The organism is Mucilaginibacter sp. P25, assembly GCF_050859465.1.
GTDB classification, from domain to species: Bacteria; Bacteroidota; Bacteroidia; order Sphingobacteriales; family Sphingobacteriaceae; genus Mucilaginibacter; species Mucilaginibacter gossypii.
On sequence record NZ_CP193937.1, the window covers coordinates 4,541,175 to 4,563,993 of the forward strand.

General features: G+C 43.0%; 19 protein-coding genes and 2 pseudogenes. 16 read left to right on the top strand and 5 right to left on the bottom strand.

All coding sequences use genetic code 11. The features are described from left to right. Nucleotides 1–64 precede the first annotated feature (64 nt). The 5 genes from ACRQ5D_RS22900 (at nucleotide 65) to ACRQ5D_RS22920 (ending at nucleotide 6,757) form a co-directional block, all read left to right on the top strand. On the top strand, nucleotides 65–985 hold the full coding sequence (locus ACRQ5D_RS22900) for an NAD(P)/FAD-dependent oxidoreductase (RefSeq protein ID WP_176844412.1): 921 nt from the start codon (nucleotides 65–67) through the stop codon (nucleotides 983–985). A 642-nt stretch (nucleotides 986–1,627) separates the two neighbouring features. Next, nucleotides 1,628–2,659, top strand: a complete 1,032-nt coding sequence (locus ACRQ5D_RS22905; protein WP_091164884.1) for an aldo/keto reductase — start codon at nucleotides 1,628–1,630, stop codon at nucleotides 2,657–2,659. A gap of 165 nt (nucleotides 2,660–2,824) precedes the next feature. Further along, on the top strand, nucleotides 2,825–3,643 hold the full coding sequence (locus ACRQ5D_RS22910; protein WP_091164883.1) for a peptidoglycan-binding domain-containing protein: 819 nt from the start codon (nucleotides 2,825–2,827) through the stop codon (nucleotides 3,641–3,643). A 285-nt stretch (nucleotides 3,644–3,928) separates the two neighbouring features. After that, a complete protein-coding gene (locus ACRQ5D_RS22915) occupies nucleotides 3,929–5,260 on the top strand; it encodes a Gfo/Idh/MocA family protein (protein WP_091164881.1) in 1,332 nt (443 codons plus the stop codon). 135 nt (nucleotides 5,261–5,395) lie between these two features. After that, complete coding sequence (locus ACRQ5D_RS22920; protein ID WP_091164879.1) at nucleotides 5,396–6,757, top strand: 3-keto-disaccharide hydrolase; 1,362 nt, start codon at nucleotides 5,396–5,398, stop codon at nucleotides 6,755–6,757. Nucleotides 6,758–6,863: 106 nt separating this feature from the next. Here ACRQ5D_RS22920 and ACRQ5D_RS22925 read toward each other — a convergent pair whose 3' ends face one another. The 4 genes and pseudogenes from ACRQ5D_RS22925 to ACRQ5D_RS22940 form a co-directional block, all read right to left on the bottom strand. Further along, entirely contained in the window at nucleotides 6,864–7,892 is a 1,029-nt protein-coding gene (locus tag ACRQ5D_RS22925; RefSeq protein ID WP_091164877.1) for a GntR family transcriptional regulator, read from the bottom strand. A 117-nt stretch (nucleotides 7,893–8,009) separates the two neighbouring features. After that, nucleotides 8,010–9,023, bottom strand: a complete 1,014-nt coding sequence (locus ACRQ5D_RS22930) for a cytochrome d ubiquinol oxidase subunit II (protein WP_369596622.1) — start codon at nucleotides 9,021–9,023, stop codon at nucleotides 8,010–8,012. Continuing rightward, nucleotides 9,020–10,341 (bottom strand): annotated as a pseudogene (locus tag ACRQ5D_RS22935) (cytochrome ubiquinol oxidase subunit I). The gene ACRQ5D_RS22930 and the pseudogene ACRQ5D_RS22935 overlap by 4 nt, the downstream one beginning before the upstream one ends. A gap of 284 nt (nucleotides 10,342–10,625) precedes the next feature. Next, nucleotides 10,626–11,663 carry a LacI family DNA-binding transcriptional regulator gene (locus tag ACRQ5D_RS22940; RefSeq protein WP_091164875.1) on the bottom strand — a complete coding sequence of 346 codons (1,038 nt, stop codon included), beginning with the start codon at nucleotides 11,661–11,663 and terminating at the stop codon, nucleotides 10,626–10,628. 130 nt (nucleotides 11,664–11,793) lie between these two features. On the opposite strand from ACRQ5D_RS22940, the gene ACRQ5D_RS22945 reads away from it, so the two are divergent. The 9 genes and pseudogenes from ACRQ5D_RS22945 (at nucleotide 11,794) to ACRQ5D_RS22985 (ending at nucleotide 21,091) form a co-directional block, all read left to right on the top strand. Then, nucleotides 11,794–13,269: a xylulokinase gene (locus ACRQ5D_RS22945; protein ID WP_091164861.1), complete on the top strand. Its 1,476-nt coding sequence runs from the start codon at nucleotides 11,794–11,796 to the stop codon at nucleotides 13,267–13,269. A gap of 111 nt (nucleotides 13,270–13,380) precedes the next feature. Continuing rightward, nucleotides 13,381–14,706, top strand: coding sequence for a xylose isomerase (gene xylA, locus ACRQ5D_RS22950; RefSeq protein WP_091164857.1), 1,326 nt, complete (start codon nucleotides 13,381–13,383; stop codon nucleotides 14,704–14,706). A gap of 48 nt (nucleotides 14,707–14,754) precedes the next feature. Further along, on the top strand, nucleotides 14,755–16,461 hold the full coding sequence (locus tag ACRQ5D_RS22955) for a sodium/sugar symporter (protein WP_091164853.1): 1,707 nt from the start codon (nucleotides 14,755–14,757) through the stop codon (nucleotides 16,459–16,461). 209 nt (nucleotides 16,462–16,670) lie between these two features. Then, nucleotides 16,671–18,071 carry a glucuronate isomerase gene (gene uxaC / locus ACRQ5D_RS22960; protein WP_091164850.1) on the top strand — a complete coding sequence of 467 codons (1,401 nt, stop codon included), beginning with the start codon at nucleotides 16,671–16,673 and terminating at the stop codon, nucleotides 18,069–18,071. Further along, nucleotides 18,072–18,782 carry a PfkB family carbohydrate kinase gene (locus ACRQ5D_RS22965; protein WP_432326733.1) on the top strand — a complete coding sequence of 237 codons (711 nt, stop codon included), beginning with the start codon at nucleotides 18,072–18,074 and terminating at the stop codon, nucleotides 18,780–18,782. Nucleotides 18,783–18,789: 7 nt separating this feature from the next. After that, complete coding sequence (locus tag ACRQ5D_RS22970; protein ID WP_432326735.1) at nucleotides 18,790–19,104, top strand: PfkB family carbohydrate kinase; 315 nt, start codon at nucleotides 18,790–18,792, stop codon at nucleotides 19,102–19,104. After that, on the top strand, nucleotides 19,101–19,763 hold the full coding sequence (locus tag ACRQ5D_RS22975) for a bifunctional 4-hydroxy-2-oxoglutarate aldolase/2-dehydro-3-deoxy-phosphogluconate aldolase (RefSeq protein ID WP_091164848.1): 663 nt from the start codon (nucleotides 19,101–19,103) through the stop codon (nucleotides 19,761–19,763). Before ACRQ5D_RS22970 ends, ACRQ5D_RS22975 begins: the two co-directional genes overlap by 4 nt. 19 nt (nucleotides 19,764–19,782) lie before the next feature. Next, nucleotides 19,783–20,576: pseudogene (locus ACRQ5D_RS22980) on the top strand (MFS transporter). After that, the gene (locus tag ACRQ5D_RS22985) at nucleotides 20,522–21,091 is read left to right on the top strand and encodes an MFS transporter (protein ID WP_432326737.1); all 570 of its coding nucleotides are present in this window, start codon (nucleotides 20,522–20,524) and stop codon (nucleotides 21,089–21,091) included. The pseudogene ACRQ5D_RS22980 and the gene ACRQ5D_RS22985 overlap by 55 nt, the downstream one beginning before the upstream one ends. Nucleotides 21,092–21,142: 51 nt before the next feature. Here ACRQ5D_RS22985 and ACRQ5D_RS22990 read toward each other — a convergent pair whose 3' ends face one another. Further along, nucleotides 21,143–21,382, bottom strand: a complete 240-nt coding sequence (locus ACRQ5D_RS22990) for a hypothetical protein (RefSeq protein ID WP_091164845.1) — start codon at nucleotides 21,380–21,382, stop codon at nucleotides 21,143–21,145. A 327-nt stretch (nucleotides 21,383–21,709) separates the two neighbouring features. Between ACRQ5D_RS22990 and ACRQ5D_RS22995 the strand changes: the two genes are divergently transcribed. Then, nucleotides 21,710–22,480: an MBL fold metallo-hydrolase gene (locus ACRQ5D_RS22995; RefSeq protein WP_431200536.1), complete on the top strand. Its 771-nt coding sequence runs from the start codon at nucleotides 21,710–21,712 to the stop codon at nucleotides 22,478–22,480. Between the two features lie 37 nt (nucleotides 22,481–22,517). Beyond that, on the top strand, nucleotides 22,518–22,781 hold the full coding sequence (locus ACRQ5D_RS23000) for a DUF3820 family protein (RefSeq protein ID WP_091164837.1): 264 nt from the start codon (nucleotides 22,518–22,520) through the stop codon (nucleotides 22,779–22,781). The last annotated feature ends 38 nt before the right edge of the window (nucleotides 22,782–22,819 follow it).

The following is a 22,819-nucleotide window of genomic DNA, read 5'->3' on the forward strand; positions in this document are numbered from 1 at the left end:
ATTAAACAAGAGGGGCTTTTTAGCATTAACTTTTCCATTAACAGCATTTTCAAATTTTAACAAAATGGCAGATAACAAAAGTTTTGACGTAATCATAGTTGGCGGAAGCTATGCAGGATTTTCAGTAGCAATGTCTTTGGGAAGAGCATTAAGAAATGTTTTAATCATTGACAGCGGTTTGCCTTGTAACCGACAAACGCCTCATTCACACAACTTCATTACGCAAGACGAAGAAAAACCCAGTGCTATTGCGGAAAAAGCAAAAAAACAAGTGTTGAAATACGACACAGTAAAATTCTTAACTGACCTTGCCGTTAGCAGAACAAAAACCGATAAAGGCTTTGAGATTTCAACTCAATCAGGGAAAATATTTTCAGCTAAAAAACTCGTTTTTGCAACAGGCTTAAAAGACATCATGCCAAACATTAAGGGATTTTCCGAATGTTGGGGAATTACAGTACTTCATTGTCCCTATTGCCACGGATATGAAGTAAAGAATCAAAAAACAGAGATTTTGGTAAGTGGATATGCTGCATTTCATTTGGCTCAACTCATTCGTAACTGGAAAAATGATTTAACCATATTTACCAATGGAAAGTCGGAATTGACACAAGAGCAAACCGATGAAATCAAAAGACACAATATTTCAATAGTTGAAAAGGAAATTACCTCATTGAAACACAAAGACGGAGTAGTTGAAGAAATAATTTTTTCAGACAATTCCACTTTTCAATTAAAAGTTATCTATTCAAGAACTCCTTTTGAACAACATTGTAAAATTCCCGAATTATTGGGCTGTGAATTGACAGAACAGGGACTTATCAAAGTAGATGCATTTCAGAAAACAACAGTAGATAATATATTCGCTTGTGGAGACAATACCAATCCTCTTCGTGCTGTATCATATGCTATATCAACAGGGAATATAACAGAAGTATTATTAAATAATGCAATGATAGAAGAAGAATTTTTAAGATGGCAATAAAAGTTGCATTTAACATGCGGTTTGGCGTGTCCCAACACGGTAAGGTTAGTTATACGATAGAGGCTTGTGCCAAATCCGTTATTTTCCGGTCGGCGGCTTTGCGGCGAATTTTTTTATAAGATGAATGTTATCAGAACGGTAATTTCAGGAAGGTTATTCGTTAAGAAACTTTTAGCAAGGATAGTCTAAGTGTTTTTTATTTTGGCGCGAAATAGGTACGGATTGGATCAGTCCGTTAGTTGATTGGTTTATTTAAAAACAGAAATCTCCCTAAATGATTCATTTAAAGCGCCTTTTATCCTAATTGAATAATATTTGGCGGGGTGAATGCGGCAAAAGCTTCCAAAAAATCCTTTTTTGGAAGCTGAACTAATATGGACAGGCGGTCCAGATCACCCAGAGGTTATAGTGACAAAAATCCGAAAGAGATGGACAATGGCCGGTTGGTTTATGTAATTGGAGTAGGCCAAAAGCCTGTAATTTTGGGGAAATAGGCTGGCGATTTTCATTGGCAATTAAAAATAATTCCAGCCACGTGGCCATAAATGACAAACTTATGATTTGCAAAAATCCCTGCCAGCAACCATTCCGCATAAATTTGTAATACAGGCTACCGCCTGCTACATCATAAAACATTAAACTATGGAATACAGACAATTAGGCGCATCCGGTTTAAGGGTGCCGGTATTAAGTTTCGGCACGGCCACATTTGGCGGTGGTAATGAGTTTTTTAAAGCATGGGGCAATACCCAGGTTGACGAGGCAAAGAAGCTAATAAATATTTGCCTTGATGCAGGTGTTAACTTATTTGATACCGCAAACGTTTATTCGCATGGCATTTCTGAAGAAATATTAGGTAAGGCCCTGGAAGGCATCCGCAATGAAGTGCTGATTTCAACCAAAGCCACGTTTACTATGGGGCAGGGCGTTAATGATTATGGTTCGTCTCGCTATCACCTGATCAAATCGGCCGAAGACAGTCTTCGTCGTTTAAATACCGATAGAATAGATATTTATCATATGCACGGCTTTGATGCGAACACCCCGGTTGAAGAAACATTAAGGGCACTTGATGATTTGGTTACCAGCGGTAAAGTGCGTTATATAGCCTGCTCCAATTTTTCGGGCTGGCATTTAATGAAATCACTGTCGGTGTCTGAAAGATATGGGTGGAGCCGTTATGTAGCCCATCAGGCATATTATTCGTTGCTTAACCGCGAGTTTGAATGGGAACTGATGCCATTAGGTATTGATCAGAAGGTAAGCACTATTGTTTGGAGCCCGCTATCATCCGGCCAGCTAAGCGGCAAATTCAGGAGGGGAGAGCCAATCCCCGAAAACTCGAGGACCGTGCAGGGCGGCGCCCATGGCCCGGCTACAAATTTTGATCATTTATACAATATTGTTGACGCGCTTGACGAAGTTGCTGAAGAAACCGGTAAATCTGTGGCACAGGTAGCATTGAACTGGTTACTGCAAAGGCCTACTATTGCCAACCTGGTAATTGGCGCACGTAACGAAGAGCAACTTAAGCAAAACCTCGGCGCAATAGGATGGAATTTGACAGTTGAGCAGGTAAAAAAATTGGATGCCGCCAGCGAGGTAGACCCAATATATCCATACTGGCACCAGCGCCAGAATTTAAAGCTGGTGCCGTTGCCGATACAATATTAAAAATCACTAACAGGAAAGCTTACGTAAAACTACGTAAGCTTTCCTGTTAAATCCCGTAACAGTACGCTGTTATAGTTGTAATGATTGCTTTAGCTTTGCTTTTGAAGGTAATGAAATATCCATTATTACGATATCTAAACCTTATCACTATTAAACCTTTCCTTTATGATCAAAAAACAATACCTCAAAGAAATAGCTATATCGGCTACCCAACAAAAAGGCGGTGCCTCAAACAATCAAAAAGAAGTAAGTAAAATTCAAAGCTGGCTTAACCTGTATGCGGTTACCAATCCTTCGGCAGGTACAGCAACAGGCATTGACGGTAGCTTTGGCCCGGGCACCGAAACAGCAGTTAAGAATTTCCAAAAAGCAAAAAACCTGCCGCAAACCGGCATTGTTGACAGCAATGTTTTCGGTGAGTTATGCCAACCCATGATAAAAGCATTTAAAAGCCCGGTAGCAGGTACCGGCTTAAGGGAATTGGTTGTGAATACAGCTATTCAACATTTAGGTAACGCACCATTTGAACTTACCATTAAGGGGCAAAGTAATTGCGGTCCCTGGGTGCGGGCCTATATGGATAATAATGAAGGAACAGAGTGGTTTTGGTGTATGGGGTTTGTACAAACCATCATTGACCAGGCCGCAAGCCAGTTAGGAAAAGATTTTCGTACACTTATGCCGCTAACCTATAGTTGCGATACTGTGGGTACTACCGGCATTAATAAAGGTTTGTTAAGCCGTGTTGCAACAGTAAGGGCTAATCCTGCTGTAGTAAGGCCCGGCGATATTTTCCTGGTTCAGAAAACACCCAACGACTGGGTACATACAGGTATTGTTATTGGCGTGCATGGCGATTTATTTGATACCATTGAGGGAAATACCAATACCGACGGAAGCAGCAACGGCAACGGTGTGTACAAACGTGTACGTAATTTTCAAACCTCAAAGCTCGATGTGTTTTCGATACAACCTCTCGTTTAAAGCATGTTTTGCAAATTAATACTCCCGGAGCCCCTGTAAAGGGGCTTTCTGCTTTAAAAGCTAAAGCTTAGGGCTGAAAGCCTAAAGCCAATTTGCTTGTCAAAATTATTTCACGTTAACGATCTTCGCTTTCAGCCTTAAGCTTTCCGTTCAATTAAGTAACAGTTAAATTACAATTGCTTCATAAAAAAATGGCCGGATAGCTTTAGCCCTTTCCAAAACTTAGCTAATTTGCGGGGCGGTCCGCCGGGGCGCGCTTATCAACCCAATTAACCTGTTTTGAATATGATCAATCGTAGAAAGTTTATTCAATCCACTGCCGTAGCTGGTACAAGTTTCCTGCTTGCGCCGCAACTATCAAAAGCCACCGGATTTTTTAAAGGATCGCCTAATGAAAAAGTAGTATTAGGCATGATGGGCACTAACAGCCGGGGCCTATACCTTGCTCAAAGCTTTGCCAAATTACCCAATATAGAGATCGGTTATATCTGCGATGTTGACGCAAACGTAGTTGCTAAAACGATTGATGCTATCTATAAGCAAACAGGCAAAAAGCCGCAGGGATTAACAGATATCCGCAAAATGCTGGAGATAAAGGATCTCGATGCAGTAGTGGTTGCACCGCCCGATCACTGGCATGCTCCAGCAACTATCATGGCCTGCCAGGCCGGCAAACATGTGTATGTAGAAAAGCCTTGCAGTCATAATCCGCACGAGGGAGAGATGGCTGTTGAAGCAGCAAATAAGTATAAACGACTGGTGCAAATGGGCAGCCAGCGTCGCTCATTCTCTAATGTGCAGGCCATGGTGAAGGAACTGCATGACGGGGTAATCGGTCGTGCTTATTATGCAAAGGGCTGGTACACCAATCATCGTGCAAGCATAGGCAAAGGCAAACAGGTGCCGGTGCCAGCCAATTTAAATTATGATTTATGGCAGGGCCCTGCGCCAAGAAGGCCTTACCAGGATAACCTGATCCATTATAACTGGCACTGGTTTTGGAACTGGGGCACGGGTGAGGCGCTGAATAATGGTACCCATGAGTTGGACGTGATCCGCTGGGGCCTTGGTGTTGATTATCCGAGTAAAGTGGTATCAACAGGCGGCCGCTTCCATTTTAATGACGACTGGCAAACACCCGACACACAAAATATCCTTTACAATTTCCCCAATAATACGGCCGCCGAATGGGAATGCCGCAGTTGCAACGGCTTTGATATTGAAAAATTAAGCAGGGGAGTAGTATTTTATGGCGATAAAGGCACGCTGTTTTATGATAGTGGCAACAGCTATCGGGTTTACGATGGTGATAATAAACTGGTAAAAGAGGTTAAAGACGACACCAAAGTCGACGGCACCAACAAAGTAAGCCCGACGGAGGCACTGGATGGCTTCCACATGAAAAACTTTGTCGATTCGGTAAGAGGAACAGATAAACTGAATTGCCCGATTGAGATCGGTTTCAAATCAACCCTATTGCCGCAATTAGGCAATATCTCATATCGCGTTGATCGTGTATTGCATATCGATCCAAATAATGGTCATATTTTAAATGACCCCGAAGCTCAAAAGCTCTGGCGCAGGGAGTATGAAAAGGGTTGGGAAGTGAAAGTGTAAGCCTCACCCAACCCTCTCCAGAGGAGAGGGCTTTAAAAACTTTTAAAATCTCCCCTTCTGGGGGAGATTTAGAGGGAGCTCATTGCTTCGTTCCTCGCAATGACATATTTTTAATCAAACAAGAAAATATCAAATATGAAAAAAATAATCTACCCTGCAATTATGCTTTTGGCGTCAACGGCATATAGCCCAGTAAGCGCGCAAACCAAACTGTTTGATGGTAAAACTCTTAAAGGCTGGAAAAAGCTTGCCGGCAATGCCGATTATAAAGTAGAAGACGGCGCTATAGTAGGCACTACTGTACTCAACTCGGGCAATTCATTTTTAGTTACCGAAAAGGAATACGGTAATTTTATATTAGAGTTGGATGCAAAAATTGAAAGTGAGTTGAGTAATTCGGGCGTGCAAACCCGCAGCCATTACGACCCGGCCGGTAATAAGGGCAAAGGAAAAGTTTATGGCAGGCAATTTGAAATAGACCCGTCCTCACGCAAATGGACTGGTGGTATTTATGACGAAGGCCGTCGCGATTGGCTTTATCCGCTTGATCTGAACCCTAAAGCCAAAGATGCATTTAAAGTAGGCGAATACAATCACATTAAAATTGAATGTATCGGCAACGAAATGAAGACATGGGTAAATGGTGTCCCTGCAAGCGATGTTGTTGATACTATCGATAGCAAAGGCTTTATAGGTTTACAGGTGCATGCGGTAAGTGAGGAAAAACAGGCAGGCAAAAAGGTATACTTTAAGAATATTAATCTAAAGACCAATAATTTAAAAGCCACCCCTTTTCCAAAGGATGTGTATGTTGTTAACCTTACACCAAACAGCTTAACAGCGGCCGAAAAAGCAAATGGCTGGAAGTTATTATATGATGGCAAAACCAATACCGGCTGGCGCGGTGCAACCCTCAAAGGTTTTCCTGAAAAAGGCTGGGAATATGCTAACGGCACTATGCACGTGCTGCCATCTGCAGGACAAGAAGAATCAGGCGGCGGCGATATCGTAACCAATGATAATTATAGCGCTTTTGACCTGTCGTTTGAGTTTAAGCTTACTCCGGGTGCTAATAGCGGTGTCAAATATTTTGTCACCCTGTCTGAAGTTACCAAAGGGTCGGCTATTGGCTTGGAGTACCAGGTACTTGATGATAAACTGCACCCCGATGCCAAACTTGGCCGCGATGGCGACCGTACATTAGCCTCGTTGTATGACCTTATCAAAGCCAATAAACAAGAACGTTTTGTACACCCGATAGGTGCCTGGAATACTGGTCGTGTGGTAGTATATCCAAACAACCATGTTGAGCACTACCTGAACGGTGTTAAAGTACTGGAATACGAACGCGGTTCAAAAACTTTCCGCGACCTGGTAGCAATCAGTAAGTACAAAATCTGGAAAAACTTTGGCGAAGCCGCTGAAGGGCATTTATTACTACAAGATCATGGCAATGAAGTGTTTTTCAGGAGTATTAAGGTTAAGGAGTTGAAGTAAACAGCACATAATATGCTAAAATCCAGACTTGCGAAGTTTTAAAACTTCGCAAGTCTTCAATCATCGTTACTTTTAAACTATCGTTCCCCCTTTAGGGGGTAGGGGGTTACAACGAGCTTCTCAATCGCACTGTAAACGGCACAGCGAAATGCTCGTGGCAGTTATTCAGCGCAAACTCGGCAGTTTTGCTGCCCATCAATTTAAAATCGGTTGAGATGGTAGTGATGCCGTCAAGAATGATCTCTTTAAGCGCCGTTTCGTTATAGGATATCACGCCAACGTCCTTAGCCACTTTTAAATCGGAGGCGATGATCTTTTTAATAAGTTCAACCAGGTCGTCCTCTGTAAGGCTGATATATACGGTATTTTTCTGTATAGTTTCTGTAGATAACGTTTCAACTATACCGTATTCAAAAGCATACTGCCTGCAAAAATTCAGGAAGCCCTTCATAATCTCTTTAGAGTGATAGGTTTTGCCGGGGAAAATCAGCTTGAGCGTATGGTATTTACTGAGGCTATCCAACATGCTCTTCAACGCCTCATAAACGTCGGTCGCAAAATTCTCATATATAGCAGCAAATTTACCGTTTACACCAGGTACAAGGTTGTCCAGTAAAATCAGCTTGTCTTTAGGGATGGTATTGATAATTTCATGAGCCTTGGTTTCATTATCTAAAAAATGTGGGATAATGATGTATTTGGCATAATCGCTCTGGATACTTTCGGCAATGATCTTTTTAAAAAAGTAAAAATCGTTGTTGTAGATATAAAAATCTATAGCAGCCTGCTCGTCGATAGTAGCAACAAAGGCATCATAAATAATTTTCTTGTGCGCGCTGAGTTTGTTGAACAGTAGGAAGATCTTAAGTGGCTTCTGAAAATCGGTATTGGAAATAAAAAAGCCTTTTCCCGGAACCGAGCTTACTATGCCTTTTTCCTTCAGTTCCTTATAAACGCGCTCAATGGTATTGCGGGAAGTATCCAGTGCATAGCTGAGATCATTGATTGAAGGGAGCATATCATCCTTTACAATCTGCCCGCTTTCAATGGCCCTGATAATAGCATTGGAGAGTTGCAGGTACTTAGGCGTAATGGAATATTCGTCGATTGACAGGATCTTTAAATAATTCTTCACAACACAAATGTAATATTTGACAGCACATCTCGTCTTTTAAACAAGACAGATAAAGACGGTTAAGCTTTGCAAATAAATATTATAATCAAATCAACGAAATCAGCGTGATCAAAAAAATCAACGGTCTTTCTTTTTAAACGCATAATACAAATAGCCCAGCGCCGGCAATATAAACAAGCTACCCACCAATAAACCAATCCCCAGGTCATCGATACTATTGCTATTGGCATGTTCGGTAAGTAAAGACATAGAACTGCCATCCTTAAAAATAACGAACCTCGGGAAGCGCGAAAACCCTACCGATATCAATATCATACACACCTGGAAGGCAGCAAGCACCCTGATCCATTGCCTGTTTCTGCGGTGTGATATAATCAGATAAAGCACTACCAATGAAATGGTTGCAGCAATTACCGAAACTAAGCTTACGGGGTTGCCAAAAATCCAGCTGGCCAGGTGAACGTGCTCAAAATGAGAAGCTAAGAACACCAATGCACCACATATCACGGCGGCTATGTTCATAATCTTTGCCTTACGGATGTAGCGTTTAATTTCGTCAACATCTTCCGTTTCACCAACTATATAAATAGCTGCAAGGAAACCGCATAGTGCCACGGTAAAAAAGCCAACAGATACTGAAAACCAGTTAAACCAGCTAAAGATGTAAGCGTGCAGAAAATCAGTGGCTTTAGGATCAATCTGCCCGGATAGGGCACTGCCTGCAATGATACCCAGGAACAATGGTGTAACAAAACTTGAATAAACGAATATATGCGTATAAAATGCCTGTGTTTTTTCGTCTTTAATGGCGTCATAATTACGGAACGAAAATGCGGTGCCCCGGGCTATTACTCCAAGCAGCATTACCAGTAAGGGAATATGCAGGTAAATGCACATTTCACTATAAATAACCGGAAATCCTACAAAAAGTACTACCACTGTAATGATCAGCCACATGTGATTGGCCTCCCAAATTGGGCCGATAGCCTGGTACATGATATTGCGGGTGCGGTGTTTATTGTCAGTTGATGTAAAAAGCTCGATAATGCCAGCACCGAAGTCAGCTCCGCCCAATAAAAAGTAGAGGGTGATAGCCGCAAAAAGAAAAAGAATTACAATATATAACATCATGGCTGGGCAGTTTTACGGTCATACAATTCAGGCACCATCTGGATTTGCCTTTTTAATAAAAATATAACAGCTACACTCAGCGAAAAATAAATAAAGCTGAACAGGTAAAACGAATATTGGATACCTGGCATTGGCGTAACTGCCTCGCTGGTACGCATAACACCTTGTATGATCCATGGCTGGCGGCCAACCTCGGTCACCGTCCATCCGGCTTCAAGGGCTATAAAACCAAGTGGTGTCGCCCAGATAAAAGTTTTCAGGAACCATGGTTTAGAGAGCAGGTCCTTCTTTTTCCAGAGCTCGTAAAAATAAATGCCCCCCATCAGCATCATCAAAACGCCTATACCCACCATAATCTGGAATGCGTAATGAGTAACAGCCACTGGCGGCTGGTTTTTAACAGGGATTTTATCCAACCCGTTTACCTGTGTTTTAAAATTGTCATGCACTAAAAAGCTTAACAGGCCGGGGATCTCTAAACCGTAATTCACTTTTTTGCAGCGGTATCAGGAATACCACCGATAACCAGCGGTGCGTATTCCTGGGTGTGGAAATAAGCTTCCATTGCGGCCAGTTTTGCAGGCTGGCGTTTAGCTGCGTTTTTGGCTGATAAGTCGCCGCTGAAAGGTTGTAAAATAGCTGCGGCTGCCCCAAAGATGATAGCTATTTTAAACGCCTTAGTATGGAAAGCGATATTCTTTTTACGGTAGATCATGAGCGCATGGATCCCGGCCACTGCAAAACCTGTTGCCGAAAAGGCGGCTATAATCATATGCAATGATTCTGAAAACCAGGCTTTATTGAACATTGCTTTTATGGGATCAATATTGATATACTGTCCGTTCACAAAATCGAAACCGGAAGGGCTGTTCATCCAGGAATTGGCTGACACTACGAGGATACCTGATGCAACGCCGCTTATACCGACAATAACCCCGGCTGTCCAATGTACCCAGTTATTTAATTTGTTCCAGCCATAAAGGAATAAGCCAAGTGCTATAGCTTCGATGAAAAAGGCGACGCCTTCTAACGAAAACGGCATCCCGAAGATCGGTCCGGCGTGTTTCATGAAGCCGGGCCAAAGTAAGCCGAGCTCAAAAGAGAGCATGGTGCCGGATACCGCGCCGGTGGCAAAAAATATGGCCACGCCTTTACTCCAGGCTACAGTGATGTTTTTATAAACCGGGTCCTGGGTTTTGATCCATTTATAATGTGATATCGCCATAAAAACCGGCATCACCATGCCGATACAGGAGTATATGATATGAAAACCTAACGATAAGGCCATTTGGGATCTGGCCGCTAAAAAATCATCCATATGTGTTACACTTAAATAATGGTTGAAATTAAAGCTTAATGTAACAAATCTGTAACTAAATGCTTATCGATATTGAATTTAAAATATGTTTTCTATCCGACGAGTGTTGTATTAATGAGGATAATTTAGTAAAAATTTACAAACACAGTGTTCACTGCTAGAGAGAAACGACAATGCTTTTTACTGGCGCAAGTATGGAGGGCCGACTATTAACGAAAACTATTTGTGCTGCTAAGCCGCGGCACAAGTAGCCTTCACTTTATGCTTGCCCTAGTTAGAGGGGGTTAGAGCGAGCTGTTCTTTTTCGTCGATCCCCTTATAATCAACTCAGGCTTAATACTGATAATCTTGGGTTTAACCGAAACCTCGACGTTGGCAATCTCCTGGAAAAACAGGTTGCCAATGGTTTTGCCCATATAAACGCTAAACTGATCTATAGTGGTTATCGATGGACTGGTAATCTCTGTAAAAGCTTCATTAGAGTAACCGCAAATACCTAACTCTGAAGGTACCTTGATATTCATAACATTGGCTACCTCCAAAACACCTAAGGCCGAAAAATCAGACGTAGAGGCAAATATTGCATCCGGCGGGTGGGGGAGGTTAAGCAGCTTACGGGTAGCTTCGGCACCAAGCTCCTTTGTCCATGCATTTTCAACCACCAGTTCGTCAATCACTTTCACCTTATGCGTTTCTAATGCCCTTAGGTACCCGTTTTTTCGCTGGCGAAAAATGTTGAGATTTTGGGGGCCTTCAAGTAAAGCGATACGTTTATAGCCGTTTTCTATCAGGTGCGATACCGCTTCAAATGAAGCCTGTTCGTTGTCGTTGATCACTTTAAGCGTTTCCAGTTCTTCAGCAACACGGTCAAACTGGATCAGCTGAATGCCATGGTCGAGCACATTTTGCAGGTGCTGGTAATCATAGCTATCGGCCGATACCGAGATCACTATACAATCCACATGCTGATTAATGAGCGTATTTACACATTGAATTTCCTTATCATGCACCTCGCCCGACTGACATATGATGAGGTTATATCCTTTTTGATAGGTTGTTTCCTCAATGCCGGCTATCACGTTACTGAAAAAGTTCTGGTTTATCCGCGGCACCACTACGCCAATAGTTTTTGAATGTCCTTTGCGCAGGTTGGAGGCAAGGGTGTTGCGTTTATAATTGAGCTCATCGGCGGTTTTGATAATCAGCTCCCTGGTTTTTTCGTTCACCTGGCTACTGTTATTCAGCGCTCTTGATACGGAAGACGCGGTTATGCCGAGCTTTGCGGCAATGTCATAAATGGTGGTGCGTTTAACTTTCTTCATTATAGCGTGCAAATTGGAAAAAATATTTTACGCAATCGATTGCAATTTTTATTTATTTCTTTATTTTCGTTGCGTTAAGTTACCAATTAATAAATACAACCAAAAAATCATACAAAAATCTGAATAGGCTATGCTGTTATTAGGGATCGATATAGGTACTTCGTCGGTAAAAGTAAGTGTTGTTGACGCCGCAACGCAAAATACAATCGCTTCGGCACAATACCCTGACCAGGAGTCGCCAATTAAAGCCTTGCATCCCGGCTGGGCCGAACAATCTCCCTCAATGTGGTGGGAGCAGGCGCACAAAGCATTGGAGCGCTGTCATGCTAAGGGAGGTTACAACTCAAAAGATATAGCTGCCATTGGTATCGCTTACCAAATGCACGGCCTTGTACTTGTTGATAAAAATCAAAACGTACTTCGTGATAGTATTATATGGTGCGATAGCCGCGCCGTTGAAATTGGCGATAAAGCTTTTGCTACAATTGGCGAAGAACATTGCTTATCTCATCTACTCAATTCGCCGGGCAACTTTACGGCCTCAAAACTGGCCTGGGTAAAAGAGAACGAACCGGAGATCTACAGTAAAATAGATAAGATCATGCTGCCTGGTGATTATATCGCCATGAAGCTTACCGGCGAGATCACCACATCTGTATCGGCATTATCTGAAGGGGTGTTTTTTGATTTCAAAACCAATGGCATCTCCAAAGAGATCATCAATTATTTTGGTTTTGACGAAAGCCTGTTTCCGGTTATTAATCCTGTATTTTCATCGCACGGAAGTTTGCAGGCATCAGTCGCCGAAAAACTGAATTTAAAAGCAGGCATTCCTGTTACCTATAAATCAGGAGATCAGCCCAACAATGCCTTATCGTTAAATGTACTAAATCCCGGCGAAGTAGCTGCTACTGCTGGCACATCGGGCGTTATATATGGAGTAAACGATCAATTGGTTTATGATCAACAATCGCGCATTAACACCTTCGCACACGTTAATTATGCCACCGAACAGAAAAGACTTGGTGTGTTGCTTTGTATTAACGGAACCGGAAGCTTATATCGCTGGGTAAAAAACACGTTCGGTACGGGCTATAGCTATAACCAAATGAATGCCGAAGCTGAAAAAGCCCCTTTGGGCAGCGAAGGCCTACAGGTACTGCCTTTTGGCAATGGTGCCGAGCGTATGTTAAATAATAAGCAGGTAGGCGCGCATTTTCAAAATATCGACCTTAACCTGCATACACCGGCACATATTTTCAGGGCTGTGCAGGAGGGGATAGCCTCGTCGTTTCGTTATGGCTTTGACATTATGCGCGGCAATGGTATGAACCCTACTGTGATCCGTGCGGGCAAAAGCAACCTTTTCCTGAGCGATCTGTTTACCCAAACTTTTGTAAATGCCACAGGCGTTCCTGTCGAGCTCTATAATAACGACGGAAGTGTAGGCGCTGCCTTAGGCGCAGGTATAGGCGCAGGCATCTTCAAATCACCGGCCGAGGCATTCAGCAATATCAAAGCCATTAAACTGGTTGAACCAACAACCGACCAGTTTGAGCCCGTTTACCAGGAGTGGAAAGCCCTTTTAGAAGCGAAACTGAGGTGAAAGGGAAAAGGTTAAAGGCGAAAGGTGTTGCCCGTGTATCCAAATAAATAATTAAACAATTGCCCAATAAAAAAATCACTAATTCAATAACTCACTAATTCAATAATTAAAATGATAGTAACAGGCGAAAAAGAATTTTTCAAAGAAATAGGCCAGATAAAATTTGAAGGTCTTGAATCAGACAACCCGCTGGCGTTTCGCTGGTATGACGCGGACAGGGTGGTGGCAGGCAAAACAATGAAAGACCATTTACGTTTTGCAGGTGCTTACTGGCATTCGTTCTGCGGTAACGGTGCCGATCCGTTTGGCGGTGCTACGCACGTTTTCCCATGGGATGAAAAAGCTGACGCTGTTGAGCGCGCTAAAGACAAAATGGATGCAGCGTTTGAGTTCTTGACCAAAATGAACCTGCCTTACTACTGTTTCCACGACGTTGACGTGGTTGACTATGGCAATGATGTTGCCGAAAATGATCGTCGTTTGCAGGCTTTGGTTGATTATGCCAAACAAAAACAGGCTGCCAGCGGGGTAAAACTGCTTTGGGGTACTGCGAACCTGTTCAGCCACAAACGTTATATGAACGGAGCATCAACCAACCCCGATTTTCATGTATTGGCGCATGCCGGTGCGCAGGTTAAGGCTGCTATGGATGCAACTATTGCATTAGGTGGCGAAAACTATGTTTTCTGGGGTGGTCGCGAAGGTTACATGAGTCTGCTCAACACCAATATGAAACGCGAGCAGGAGCATTTAGCTCGGTTTTTACACGCGTCTAAAGATTACGCGCGCAAACAAGGCTTTAAAGGCACTTTCTTCATCGAGCCTAAACCATGTGAGCCAACCAAGCACCAGTATGATTATGATGCAGCAACCGTACTGGGCTTCTTGCAGAAATACGACCTGATCAATGATTTTAAACTGAACCTTGAAGTTAACCACGCTACTTTAGCAGGCCACACTTTCCAACATGAGCTTCAGGTAGCTGCCGATTCGGGTTTATTAGGTTCGATAGATGCTAACCGCGGTGATTCACAGAATGGCTGGGATACAGACCAGTTCCCGAATGATATCAATGAAGTGACAGAATGTATGCTGATTATTCTTGAAGCAGGCGGCTTCCAGGGTGGTGGTATTAACTTTGATGCCAAGATCCGCCGTAACTCTACTGATCCTGCTGATTTGTTTTATGCACACATTGGTGGTATGGACCTTTTTGCAAGGGCATTGGTAACAGCTGATAATATCCTGCAAAAATCAGAATACAAAAAATTACGTACCGACAGGTATGCGTCATTTGATGCCGGCACCGGGAAAGATTTTGAAGAGGGTAAGGTTTCTTTGGAAGATTTGCGTAACTATGCGATAGCTAACGGCGAACCTAAAGTGACAAGCGGTAAACAAGAATACATCGAAAATTTGATAAATCGATATATATAGTTTATAATTGTCAATCATACATATTAAACCCAAAGACAAACCAAAACAATGAACCTCAAAACCCTTTCAAATGGCGATTATGCTGTTTTCTTTATCTACTTTATAATTGTTGCCAGTTACGGCTGGTGGGTGTATAAGCGTAAACACAACGCCGATGCCACCTCAAAAGACTATTTTTTGGCCGAAGGGTCGTTAACCTGGTGGGCTATCGGAGCATCGCTCATCGCCTCAAATATCTCTGCCGAACAATTTATAGGTACAAGTGGGTCTGCGTTTAAAATGGGCTTAGCCATATCTACTTACGAGTGGATGGCCGCTATCACCCTCATCATTGTGGCGGTTTTCTTTATCCCGGTATATCTTAAAAATAAGATCTTTACCATGCCGCAGTTCCTGCATCAGCGGTATAACGGAACAGTAGCCATGATCATGGCCATATTTTGGCTGTTGCTGTACATTGTGGTTAACTTAATGTCAATCCTTTACCTCGGTGCATTAGCTGTCAGCGGTATTTCAGGTCTTGATATTCACTTGTGTATCTGGCTGTTGGCCATATTCTCGGCAGTTATTACACTGGGCGGTATGAAGGTTATCGGCTATACCGACGTAATCCAGGTAGCGGTATTGATATTGGGTGGTTTAATGGCATCTTACCTTGCACTTACTTTGTTAAGCGAAAAAGAAGGTACAACAGGCTTGCTCAATGGTTTCAAGATCCTGCATAGCGAAGCTACGGATCACTTCCATATGATCTTTAAAAAGGATAATCCAAATTACATGGATCTGCCTGGTTTATCTGTTCTGATAGGCGGCATGTGGATCACTAACCTTAACTATTGGGGCTGTAACCAGTATATTACCCAAAGAGCTTTGGGCGCAAACCTTAAAACCGCCCGTGGCGGTATCCTGTTTGCAGCTTTCCTTAAGTTGCTGATGCCTGTTATTGTGGTGCTGCCTGGTATTGCGGCATACCTTTTATATCAAAAAGGTATGTTCCACCAGGAAATGGCGAGTTCATCCGGAGTTTTGGATCCTAACAAAGCGTATCCATCATTATTAAACTTATTGCCAAGCGGCTTAAAAGGCCTTTCATTCGCTGCGTTAACGGCTGCTATTGTAGCGTCGTTAGCGGGTAAAGCAAACAGTATCGCTACCATCTTTACGTTGGATATTTACAAAAAAGCAATCAATCCTGAAGCTACCGATAAGAAACTGGTTAACCTGGGTAAAATCTCGGTGCTTGTTGCCTTATTGTTAGGTATCCTGTTATCTGAGCTTATTGGTAAAGCATTAATGGGCGAAGGTAAGCAGGGCTTCCAGTATATCCAGGAATATACGGGCTTCGTGTCTCCGGGTATCTTTGCCATGTTTATCCTTGGTTTCTTCTGGAAAAAAGCTACTTCAAATGCGGCTTTATTTGCAACTATTGGCGGTTTCATTTTCTCATGTTTCTTTAAACTTTGTCCAAAGTTTATTGACCTGAGCTTCCTGTCGCCGTATGGCTTCTCAAAATTAGCCTTGCAGGATGATAAAGTAACGAAGTTATATGAAATCCCTTTCCTTGACCGTATGGGTTTTGTATTTATCCTGTGCGTTATCGGTATGTACATTATTTCAAAAATTGACCAGGCCAGGGGCGTTACAACAAACGGCCTCGAAATTGATGGCTCAATGTTTAAAACTTCGAGAGGATTTTTAGCAGGCGCCTTAATTGTAACAGGTATTGTGGTTGCATTGTACTCGATTTTCTGGTAGCAGAAATTTCACCAATAGATAAAAAAGGCGATGGGGTGATAACCTCATCGCCTTTTTGCTTCATAGTAGTTGTTTTTACGTCTCAACGAAAACGTTTGCGTGGATTGTTTAGGCTTATTACTTCCAACTTGCCCGTATGATGTGTAATTTGCCGCTTACAAGTATAAACTACTATACCGCTAACTCCGGTATATATCTGTCAATAACCAATGAAGAATTTTTTAGATCAGGATTTTTTACTTCAAACAAAAACGGCGCAGCGCTTATATCATGAGTTCGCCAGCCATCAGCCCATTATTGATTATCATTGCCACCTGCCGCCAGATCAGATTGCTGATGATATCAATTTTAAAAACATAACCCAGATCTGGCTTTATGGCGATCATTACAAATGGCGCGCTATGCGGGCAAATGGTGTTAATGAAGCCTATATCACAGGTAATAAAACCGACGAAGAAAAGTTTATGCAATGGGCTGCTACGGTTCCTTACACTTTGAGAAACCCGCTATACCATTGGACACACCTTGAATTGCAGCGTTATTTTGGCATAAATGAATTGCTTTCGCCAGCGTCGGCACAAAAAATATATGCCCAGTGCAACGAAAAACTGCAATCGCCGGAGTTCAGCATCCGTAATATTTTAAAAAGTAAAAATGTAGAGGTTGTGGGTACTACTGATGATCCGTTGGATAACCTTAGCCATCATCAGAAACTGAAACAGGATGGATACAGCGTGAAAGTATTGCCGGCCTACCGCCCCGATAAAGCTATGAACGCCGATGACATTGCCGGGCTCAACAAATACATTGACCAACTGGAATCAGTGGCAAATGTATCCATATCTAACATTGATGAATATCTTTCGGCCTTAAAAGCAAGACACGATTACTTCGCCGAAAACGGCTGCAAATTATCAGATCACGGACTGGAGCAAATTTATGCCGAAGATTATACCGACGCAGAGATAGCTACCATCTTTACCAAAATAAGGAACAGCGAAGTGTTGTTGCCTTTGGAAATCCTGAAATTTAAATCGGCCATGTTGTATTACTTTGCCATTTGGGATCATGAAAAAGGCTGGGTACAACAATTCCACCTTGGTGCATTGCGTAATAACAATGCGCGTGCTTTAACCAATCTGGGGCCTGATACCGGCTGGGATTCTATAGGCGATTTTGCACAAGGCAGGGCATTATCCAAATTCCTGAACAGATTGGATACCACTAACCAGTTAGCCAAAACCATTATTTATAACCTTAACCCTGCCGATAACGAGTTGTTTGCTACTATGGTGGGCAACTATAACGACGGTTCGGTAGCCGGCAAAATGCAGTTTGGATCGGCCTGGTGGTTTTTGGATCAAAAAGATGGCATGATCAAGCAATTAAACGCTTTATCAAACATGGGCCTGCTGAGCCGTTTGGTTGGGATGCTTACCGATTCGAGGAGCTTTATGTCATTCCCGAGGCATGAGTATTTCCGCAGGTTGCTTTGTAACTTGTTGGGTGACGACATTGAAAACGGCGAATTACCAAACGATATTGAATGGACAGGAAAGATCGTGAGCGATATTTGCTATTTTAACGCCAAAAACTATTTCAATTTTTAAATGAGCAATATAGAAAATACAAAGGGAAGCATCCTGTCGTTCGGCGAATTATTATTACGCATGTGCCCGGACGGCGAAGGGCAATGGTTAAAAAGCAACAAGCTGCCATTTTTTATGGGTGGTGCCGAGCTTAACGTAGCCAATGCTTTAGCCCTTTGGGAGCAGCCAATAAAATATTTTACCGCTTTGCCTGATAATGCCTTATCCGAACAGATTATCAGTTACCTGGAAAGCAAAAGTATCGACACATCAGCAATACATCATAGTGGTAACAGAATAGGTCTTTATTATCTTACCCGTGGTAAGGATGTAAAGAACAATGCCATTGTATATGACCGTGCAGGCTCGTCCTTTGCCGACCTCAAACCGGGTATGGTTAACTGGGATGTTGTTTTGGAAGGTGTAAGCTGGTTTCATTTCAGTGCGATTTGTCCGGCCTTGAATCAGCTTGCAGCCGATGTTTGCGAAGAAGTTTTACAAGCAGCAAGCAAAAAACATATCACCATATCTGTCGATCTTAATTATCGCCCCAAATTATGGCAGTACGGTAAAAAGCCGGTAGAGATCATGCCGAAACTGGTACAATATGCCGATATCATTATGGGTAATGTTTGGGCCGAAGAAACCATGCTTGGTATTCCCGTTACGCCAGATATGCATGAATCGGGCCAGCAAAGTATTTACCTGAAAGAAGGGCTTTATTCTGTCTGAAAGGATCATGGATGCCTACCCGCGCTGCCGGGCTGTTGCCAATACCTTCCGCTTTGATGCAGGCAAAGGCGTTGAATATTATACTTCGCTTTATACAGGTAACCGCTTTTATCACTCCCCAACCTATACTACCGAAACCGTGGTTGACAAAGTTGGCAGCGGCGATTGCTTTATGGCCGGGCTTATTTACGGCTTTTATAACAAGCAAGATCCGCAGCAATTGCTGGACTTTGCAACGGCAGCCGCATTCGAGAAGCTATTTATTGAAGGCGATGCGACCACCAAAAGAGTTGATCAAATTTATAACACAATGAAACAATGAGTAAAAAAGATATAGTACTTGACGCGATATTAAAGCAGGGTACATTACCGCTGTTCTTTTATAAAGACCCGGAAGTAAGCCTGCAAATAACCCGCACGCTTTATAAAGCTGGCATTAGGGTATTTGAATATACCAACCGCGGTGCAGCCGCCCTCGAAAACTTCAAGGTTTTAAAACAAGCCCTTGCAAACGGCGAAATGCCGGGCCTGGAATTAGGTATCGGTACCATCAAAAGTGTTCAGGAAGCTGAAGCTTTTATTGCTGCCGGAGCTGATTTTATCGTATCACCGATTGTTAATCCCGAGGTTGGCAAACTGGCAGCGCAGCACAACTTGTTATGGATTCCTGGCTGTATGACACCAACCGAAATTTACACAGCTCAACAAAACGCGGCTGCGCTGATAAAAATATTCCCGGCCAATATACTGGGGCCTGAGTTTGTATCCTCAATCAGGGATTTGTTTGCCGGTCAGTTGTTCATGCCAACAGGTGGGGTTGATTTGAACCATGACAGCATCAGTACCTGGTTTAAAGCAGGGGTATGCGCCGTGGGCATGGGCAGTAAACTAATCAGCAAAAGCGTACTGGAAAACCAGGAGTACGATAAACTGTATAACGATACCCTGAAGCTGCTTGAAATAGTACAAACCATTAAATAGCCAGTTAACCTAAATTATAATGAGAGAAGAAAAAGTTGGAAACTACCGCTGGGTGATCTGCTCGCTGGTGTTTTTCGCAACAACCGTTAATTACCTTGACCGGGCGGTAATCAGTTTGCTTAAATCAGACCTTACCAAGGAGTTTAAGTGGAATGATGGCGATTATGCCAATATTGAGATTGCTTTTAAAATAGCTTATTCAATAGGTTTGCTGGCTGCCGGACGGATCATCGATAAGATAGGCACCAAACTCGGCTATTTCCTTTCAACACTACTATGGAGTATTTCGGCGGTGTGCCACGCTTTTGTTGGCGGCACCTTTGGTTTCGGCGTAGTGCGTTCTGCATTGGGTCTTAGTGAAGCGGGAAATTTTCCTGCAGCCATTAAAACAGTGGCCGAGTGGTTTCCTAAAAAGAACGTGCATTTGCTACGGGGATATTTAACTCTGGTGCAAATATAGGTGCTATAGTTGCCCCTTTAACGGTTCCGTTTATAGCAGCTGCCTGGGGATGGCGCTGGGCATTTATCATAACCGGCTCAATCGGTTTTATATGGCTTGTATTATGGCAGGTAATTTATCGCGCACCTTCAAAGCATAGCAAGGTATCAAAAGCCGAGCTTGATTACATCAACAGTGATCATGACAGTCAAACTGAAGCTTTACAGCCAGTTGAGCAAAAGAAAATATCTTGGGGCAAGCTGCTTTCGTTTAAGCAAACGTGGGCATTTGTTATAGGTAAATTCCTTACCGACCCTATATGGTGGTTTTACCTGTTCTGGCTCCCCGATTTTTGGAAAGCCAGTATCATTTAAAGGGCACAGAAATAGCCATTCCCGTTGCGTTGGTTTATACCATGTCTACCTTTGGGAGTGTTGGCGGCGGTTGGTTGCCTATGAACCTTATTAAAAAGGATTGGCCTGTATTTAAAGCCCGTAAAACATCTATGTTTATCTACGCACTGGCGGTAATACCAATCATATTTGCGCAAATTCTGGGTGGTGTTAATATGTGGCTTGCTGTTATAGTGATAGGGATAGCAGCATCGGCGCACCAAGCATGGAGCGCTAATATATTCACCACAGTTTCGGATATGTTCCCAAAACGCACTATTGGTTCGGTAACGGGCTTAGGTGGCATGTTCGGTTCTATCGGTGGTGTATTCCTGTCGCTTGCCGTGCAAAAAAACCTGTTTGTGTATTACCGGTCAATCGGTAAAATTGAGATAGCCTATTATATTATGTTCTTTGTTTGCGGAAGCGCTTACATTTTAGCCTGGCTCATTATGCATTTCCTGGTGCCTAAAATGAAACCAATTGAATTGGATTAATCATATGAAATATAACGAAGGAAGCCGGGGCAAATGATCCGGCTTCCTTTTTTATAAAGAGTGGCTTACTGCCTGTTCGGCCAGTTCATCAATCCAGCTCGAAAGGTAAGGCTCTGTACCATCAATCCTGATCCATTCGCCATCCTGGTCTTTGACAATTACTAAATGTAGTGTGCCATCTATCGATTTAAACTCATATGCATTGGCATAACCGGCCCAGGTCACCTGTTGCGCTGTACCTTCAATAATGCTATCGGTCCCCGTAAGCGTGGCATCAAATTGTTGTTTCATAGTGTTTATAGTTTACTAACCTAACATAGTTCTGGCAGTTTCTGTTTGCGCTGGTGTTAAGCCGAAGGCCATGTTATTTGTTTTAGACTGATAAAATTGTGTTTAAATTTAAGCAGCTAAAACTTTTAATACAAGAGTTACGTTTTGTTAATAATTATAAACCATGAACAGAAGGCTCAGTACAAAATATTTCCAGGTATCGCAAAGGGTATGGGGAACTAAACTATTATTTGTTAATGTTTACATGATCGCCAACCGTCCCGGTGCTGCCAAAGGCTGGGTTTTGGTTGATACGGGCTTAAAAGGTTCGGCAAAAAAATCATTGCCATGGCCGAAGAGCTTTTTGGCCCGGGAACCAGGCCTGCCGCTATTGTGCTCACACATGGACATGCCGACCACTCGGGAGGATTGGCAGAACTTTTGGAGATTTGGAATGTACCTGTTTATGCCCACGCACTTGAATTGCCTTACCTAACAGGCCTGTCATCATATCCGCCGGCTGATCCATCACTGACCGACGGGCTGATGAGCTTACTGTCGGTATTTTTCCCAACATCCCCCATTAACCTCGGTACTAAAGTAAAAACCATCGATATGGAGGAAGGGATTCCAGAACTGCCCGAATGGAAGATCATTCACACACCGGGACATACGCCGGGCCATATTTCGCTGTTTTTGCCAATAAATTCGACCTTAATAGCCGGGGATGCGTTTTCAACTACCAAGGCCGAATCAGCTTTCTATTCATTTAGTTCGCTTAAAAAGTTAACCGGCCCGCCGAGGTATTTCACTACCGACTGGGAAGCTGCTGCCCAATCAGTACGAAGGCTTGCCGCGCTTGAACCACGCACAGTAGCGGCAGGTCATGGCCCCGTAATGCGCGGCCGTGAGCTGCATGATCAATTACATGAACTGGCCGATAACTTTGAGCAGGTAGCAATACCTGTAAAAGGCCGCTATGTGGGGCATCCGGCTGTTGCCGATGAAATGGGCGTGACCTATATCCCGCCTTATATAAGCAGCAGTATTTTAAAAGCAACAGTTGGCGTCGCAGCTGCACTCGCAACATTTTTTATTATAAAAGGATTGCAGGAATAGGAGCAGAATCCCATCGGTTTGTGCTTACCTTTACCGCGTGGAAAATTTAAAGCCAGATCCAAAGATCCTCATTGATATTGTACAAACCAAAATGCCTTACGGTAAATATAAAGGCACTATTATAGCCGATATCCCGGTATCATACCTGGAATGGATGGCGGGCAAGGGTTTTAGTAAAGATAAAATGGGGATGTTGCTTTCAACCACATTTGAGATCAAAACAAATGGGCTGGGTGAGATCCTGTATATGGTAAAGAAACAAGTTCAAGCCGCCCGGCCCCGTAAAGGGGGTGCTTTGTAAGCTTGTTCAATAACTCCTTTTTTCTCCCCTTTAGGGGG

Coding starts and splice junctions, on each gene's coding strand:
- ACRQ5D_RS22930 (WP_369596622.1), bottom strand. CDS start 9,023: ATGATGTTATATATTGTAATTCTTTTTCTTTTTGCGGCTATCACCCTC.
- ACRQ5D_RS22990 (WP_091164845.1), bottom strand. CDS start 21,382: ATGAAACAACAATTTGATGCCACGCTTACGGGGACCGATAGCATTATT.
- xylA (WP_091164857.1), top strand. CDS start 13,381: ATGATAGTAACAGGCGAAAAAGAATTTTTCAAAGAAATAGGCCAGATA.
- ACRQ5D_RS22940 (WP_091164875.1), bottom strand. CDS start 11,663: ATGAAGAAAGTTAAACGCACCACCATTTATGACATTGCCGCAAAGCTC.
- ACRQ5D_RS22910 (WP_091164883.1), top strand. CDS start 2,825: ATGATCAAAAAACAATACCTCAAAGAAATAGCTATATCGGCTACCCAA.
- ACRQ5D_RS22985 (WP_432326737.1), top strand. CDS start 20,522: ATGGTGGTTTTACCTGTTCTGGCTCCCCGATTTTTGGAAAGCCAGTAT.
- uxaC (WP_091164850.1), top strand. CDS start 16,671: ATGAAGAATTTTTTAGATCAGGATTTTTTACTTCAAACAAAAACGGCG.
- ACRQ5D_RS22995 (WP_431200536.1), top strand. CDS start 21,710: ATGGCCGAAGAGCTTTTTGGCCCGGGAACCAGGCCTGCCGCTATTGTG.
- ACRQ5D_RS22975 (WP_091164848.1), top strand. CDS start 19,101: ATGAGTAAAAAAGATATAGTACTTGACGCGATATTAAAGCAGGGTACA.
- ACRQ5D_RS22920 (WP_091164879.1), top strand. CDS start 5,396: ATGAAAAAAATAATCTACCCTGCAATTATGCTTTTGGCGTCAACGGCA.
- ACRQ5D_RS22900 (WP_176844412.1), top strand. CDS start 65: ATGGCAGATAACAAAAGTTTTGACGTAATCATAGTTGGCGGAAGCTAT.
- ACRQ5D_RS22945 (WP_091164861.1), top strand. CDS start 11,794: ATGCTGTTATTAGGGATCGATATAGGTACTTCGTCGGTAAAAGTAAGT.
- ACRQ5D_RS22915 (WP_091164881.1), top strand. CDS start 3,929: ATGATCAATCGTAGAAAGTTTATTCAATCCACTGCCGTAGCTGGTACA.
- ACRQ5D_RS22955 (WP_091164853.1), top strand. CDS start 14,755: ATGAACCTCAAAACCCTTTCAAATGGCGATTATGCTGTTTTCTTTATC.
- ACRQ5D_RS22970 (WP_432326735.1), top strand. CDS start 18,790: ATGGATGCCTACCCGCGCTGCCGGGCTGTTGCCAATACCTTCCGCTTT.
- ACRQ5D_RS22905 (WP_091164884.1), top strand. CDS start 1,628: ATGGAATACAGACAATTAGGCGCATCCGGTTTAAGGGTGCCGGTATTA.
- ACRQ5D_RS22965 (WP_432326733.1), top strand. CDS start 18,072: ATGAGCAATATAGAAAATACAAAGGGAAGCATCCTGTCGTTCGGCGAA.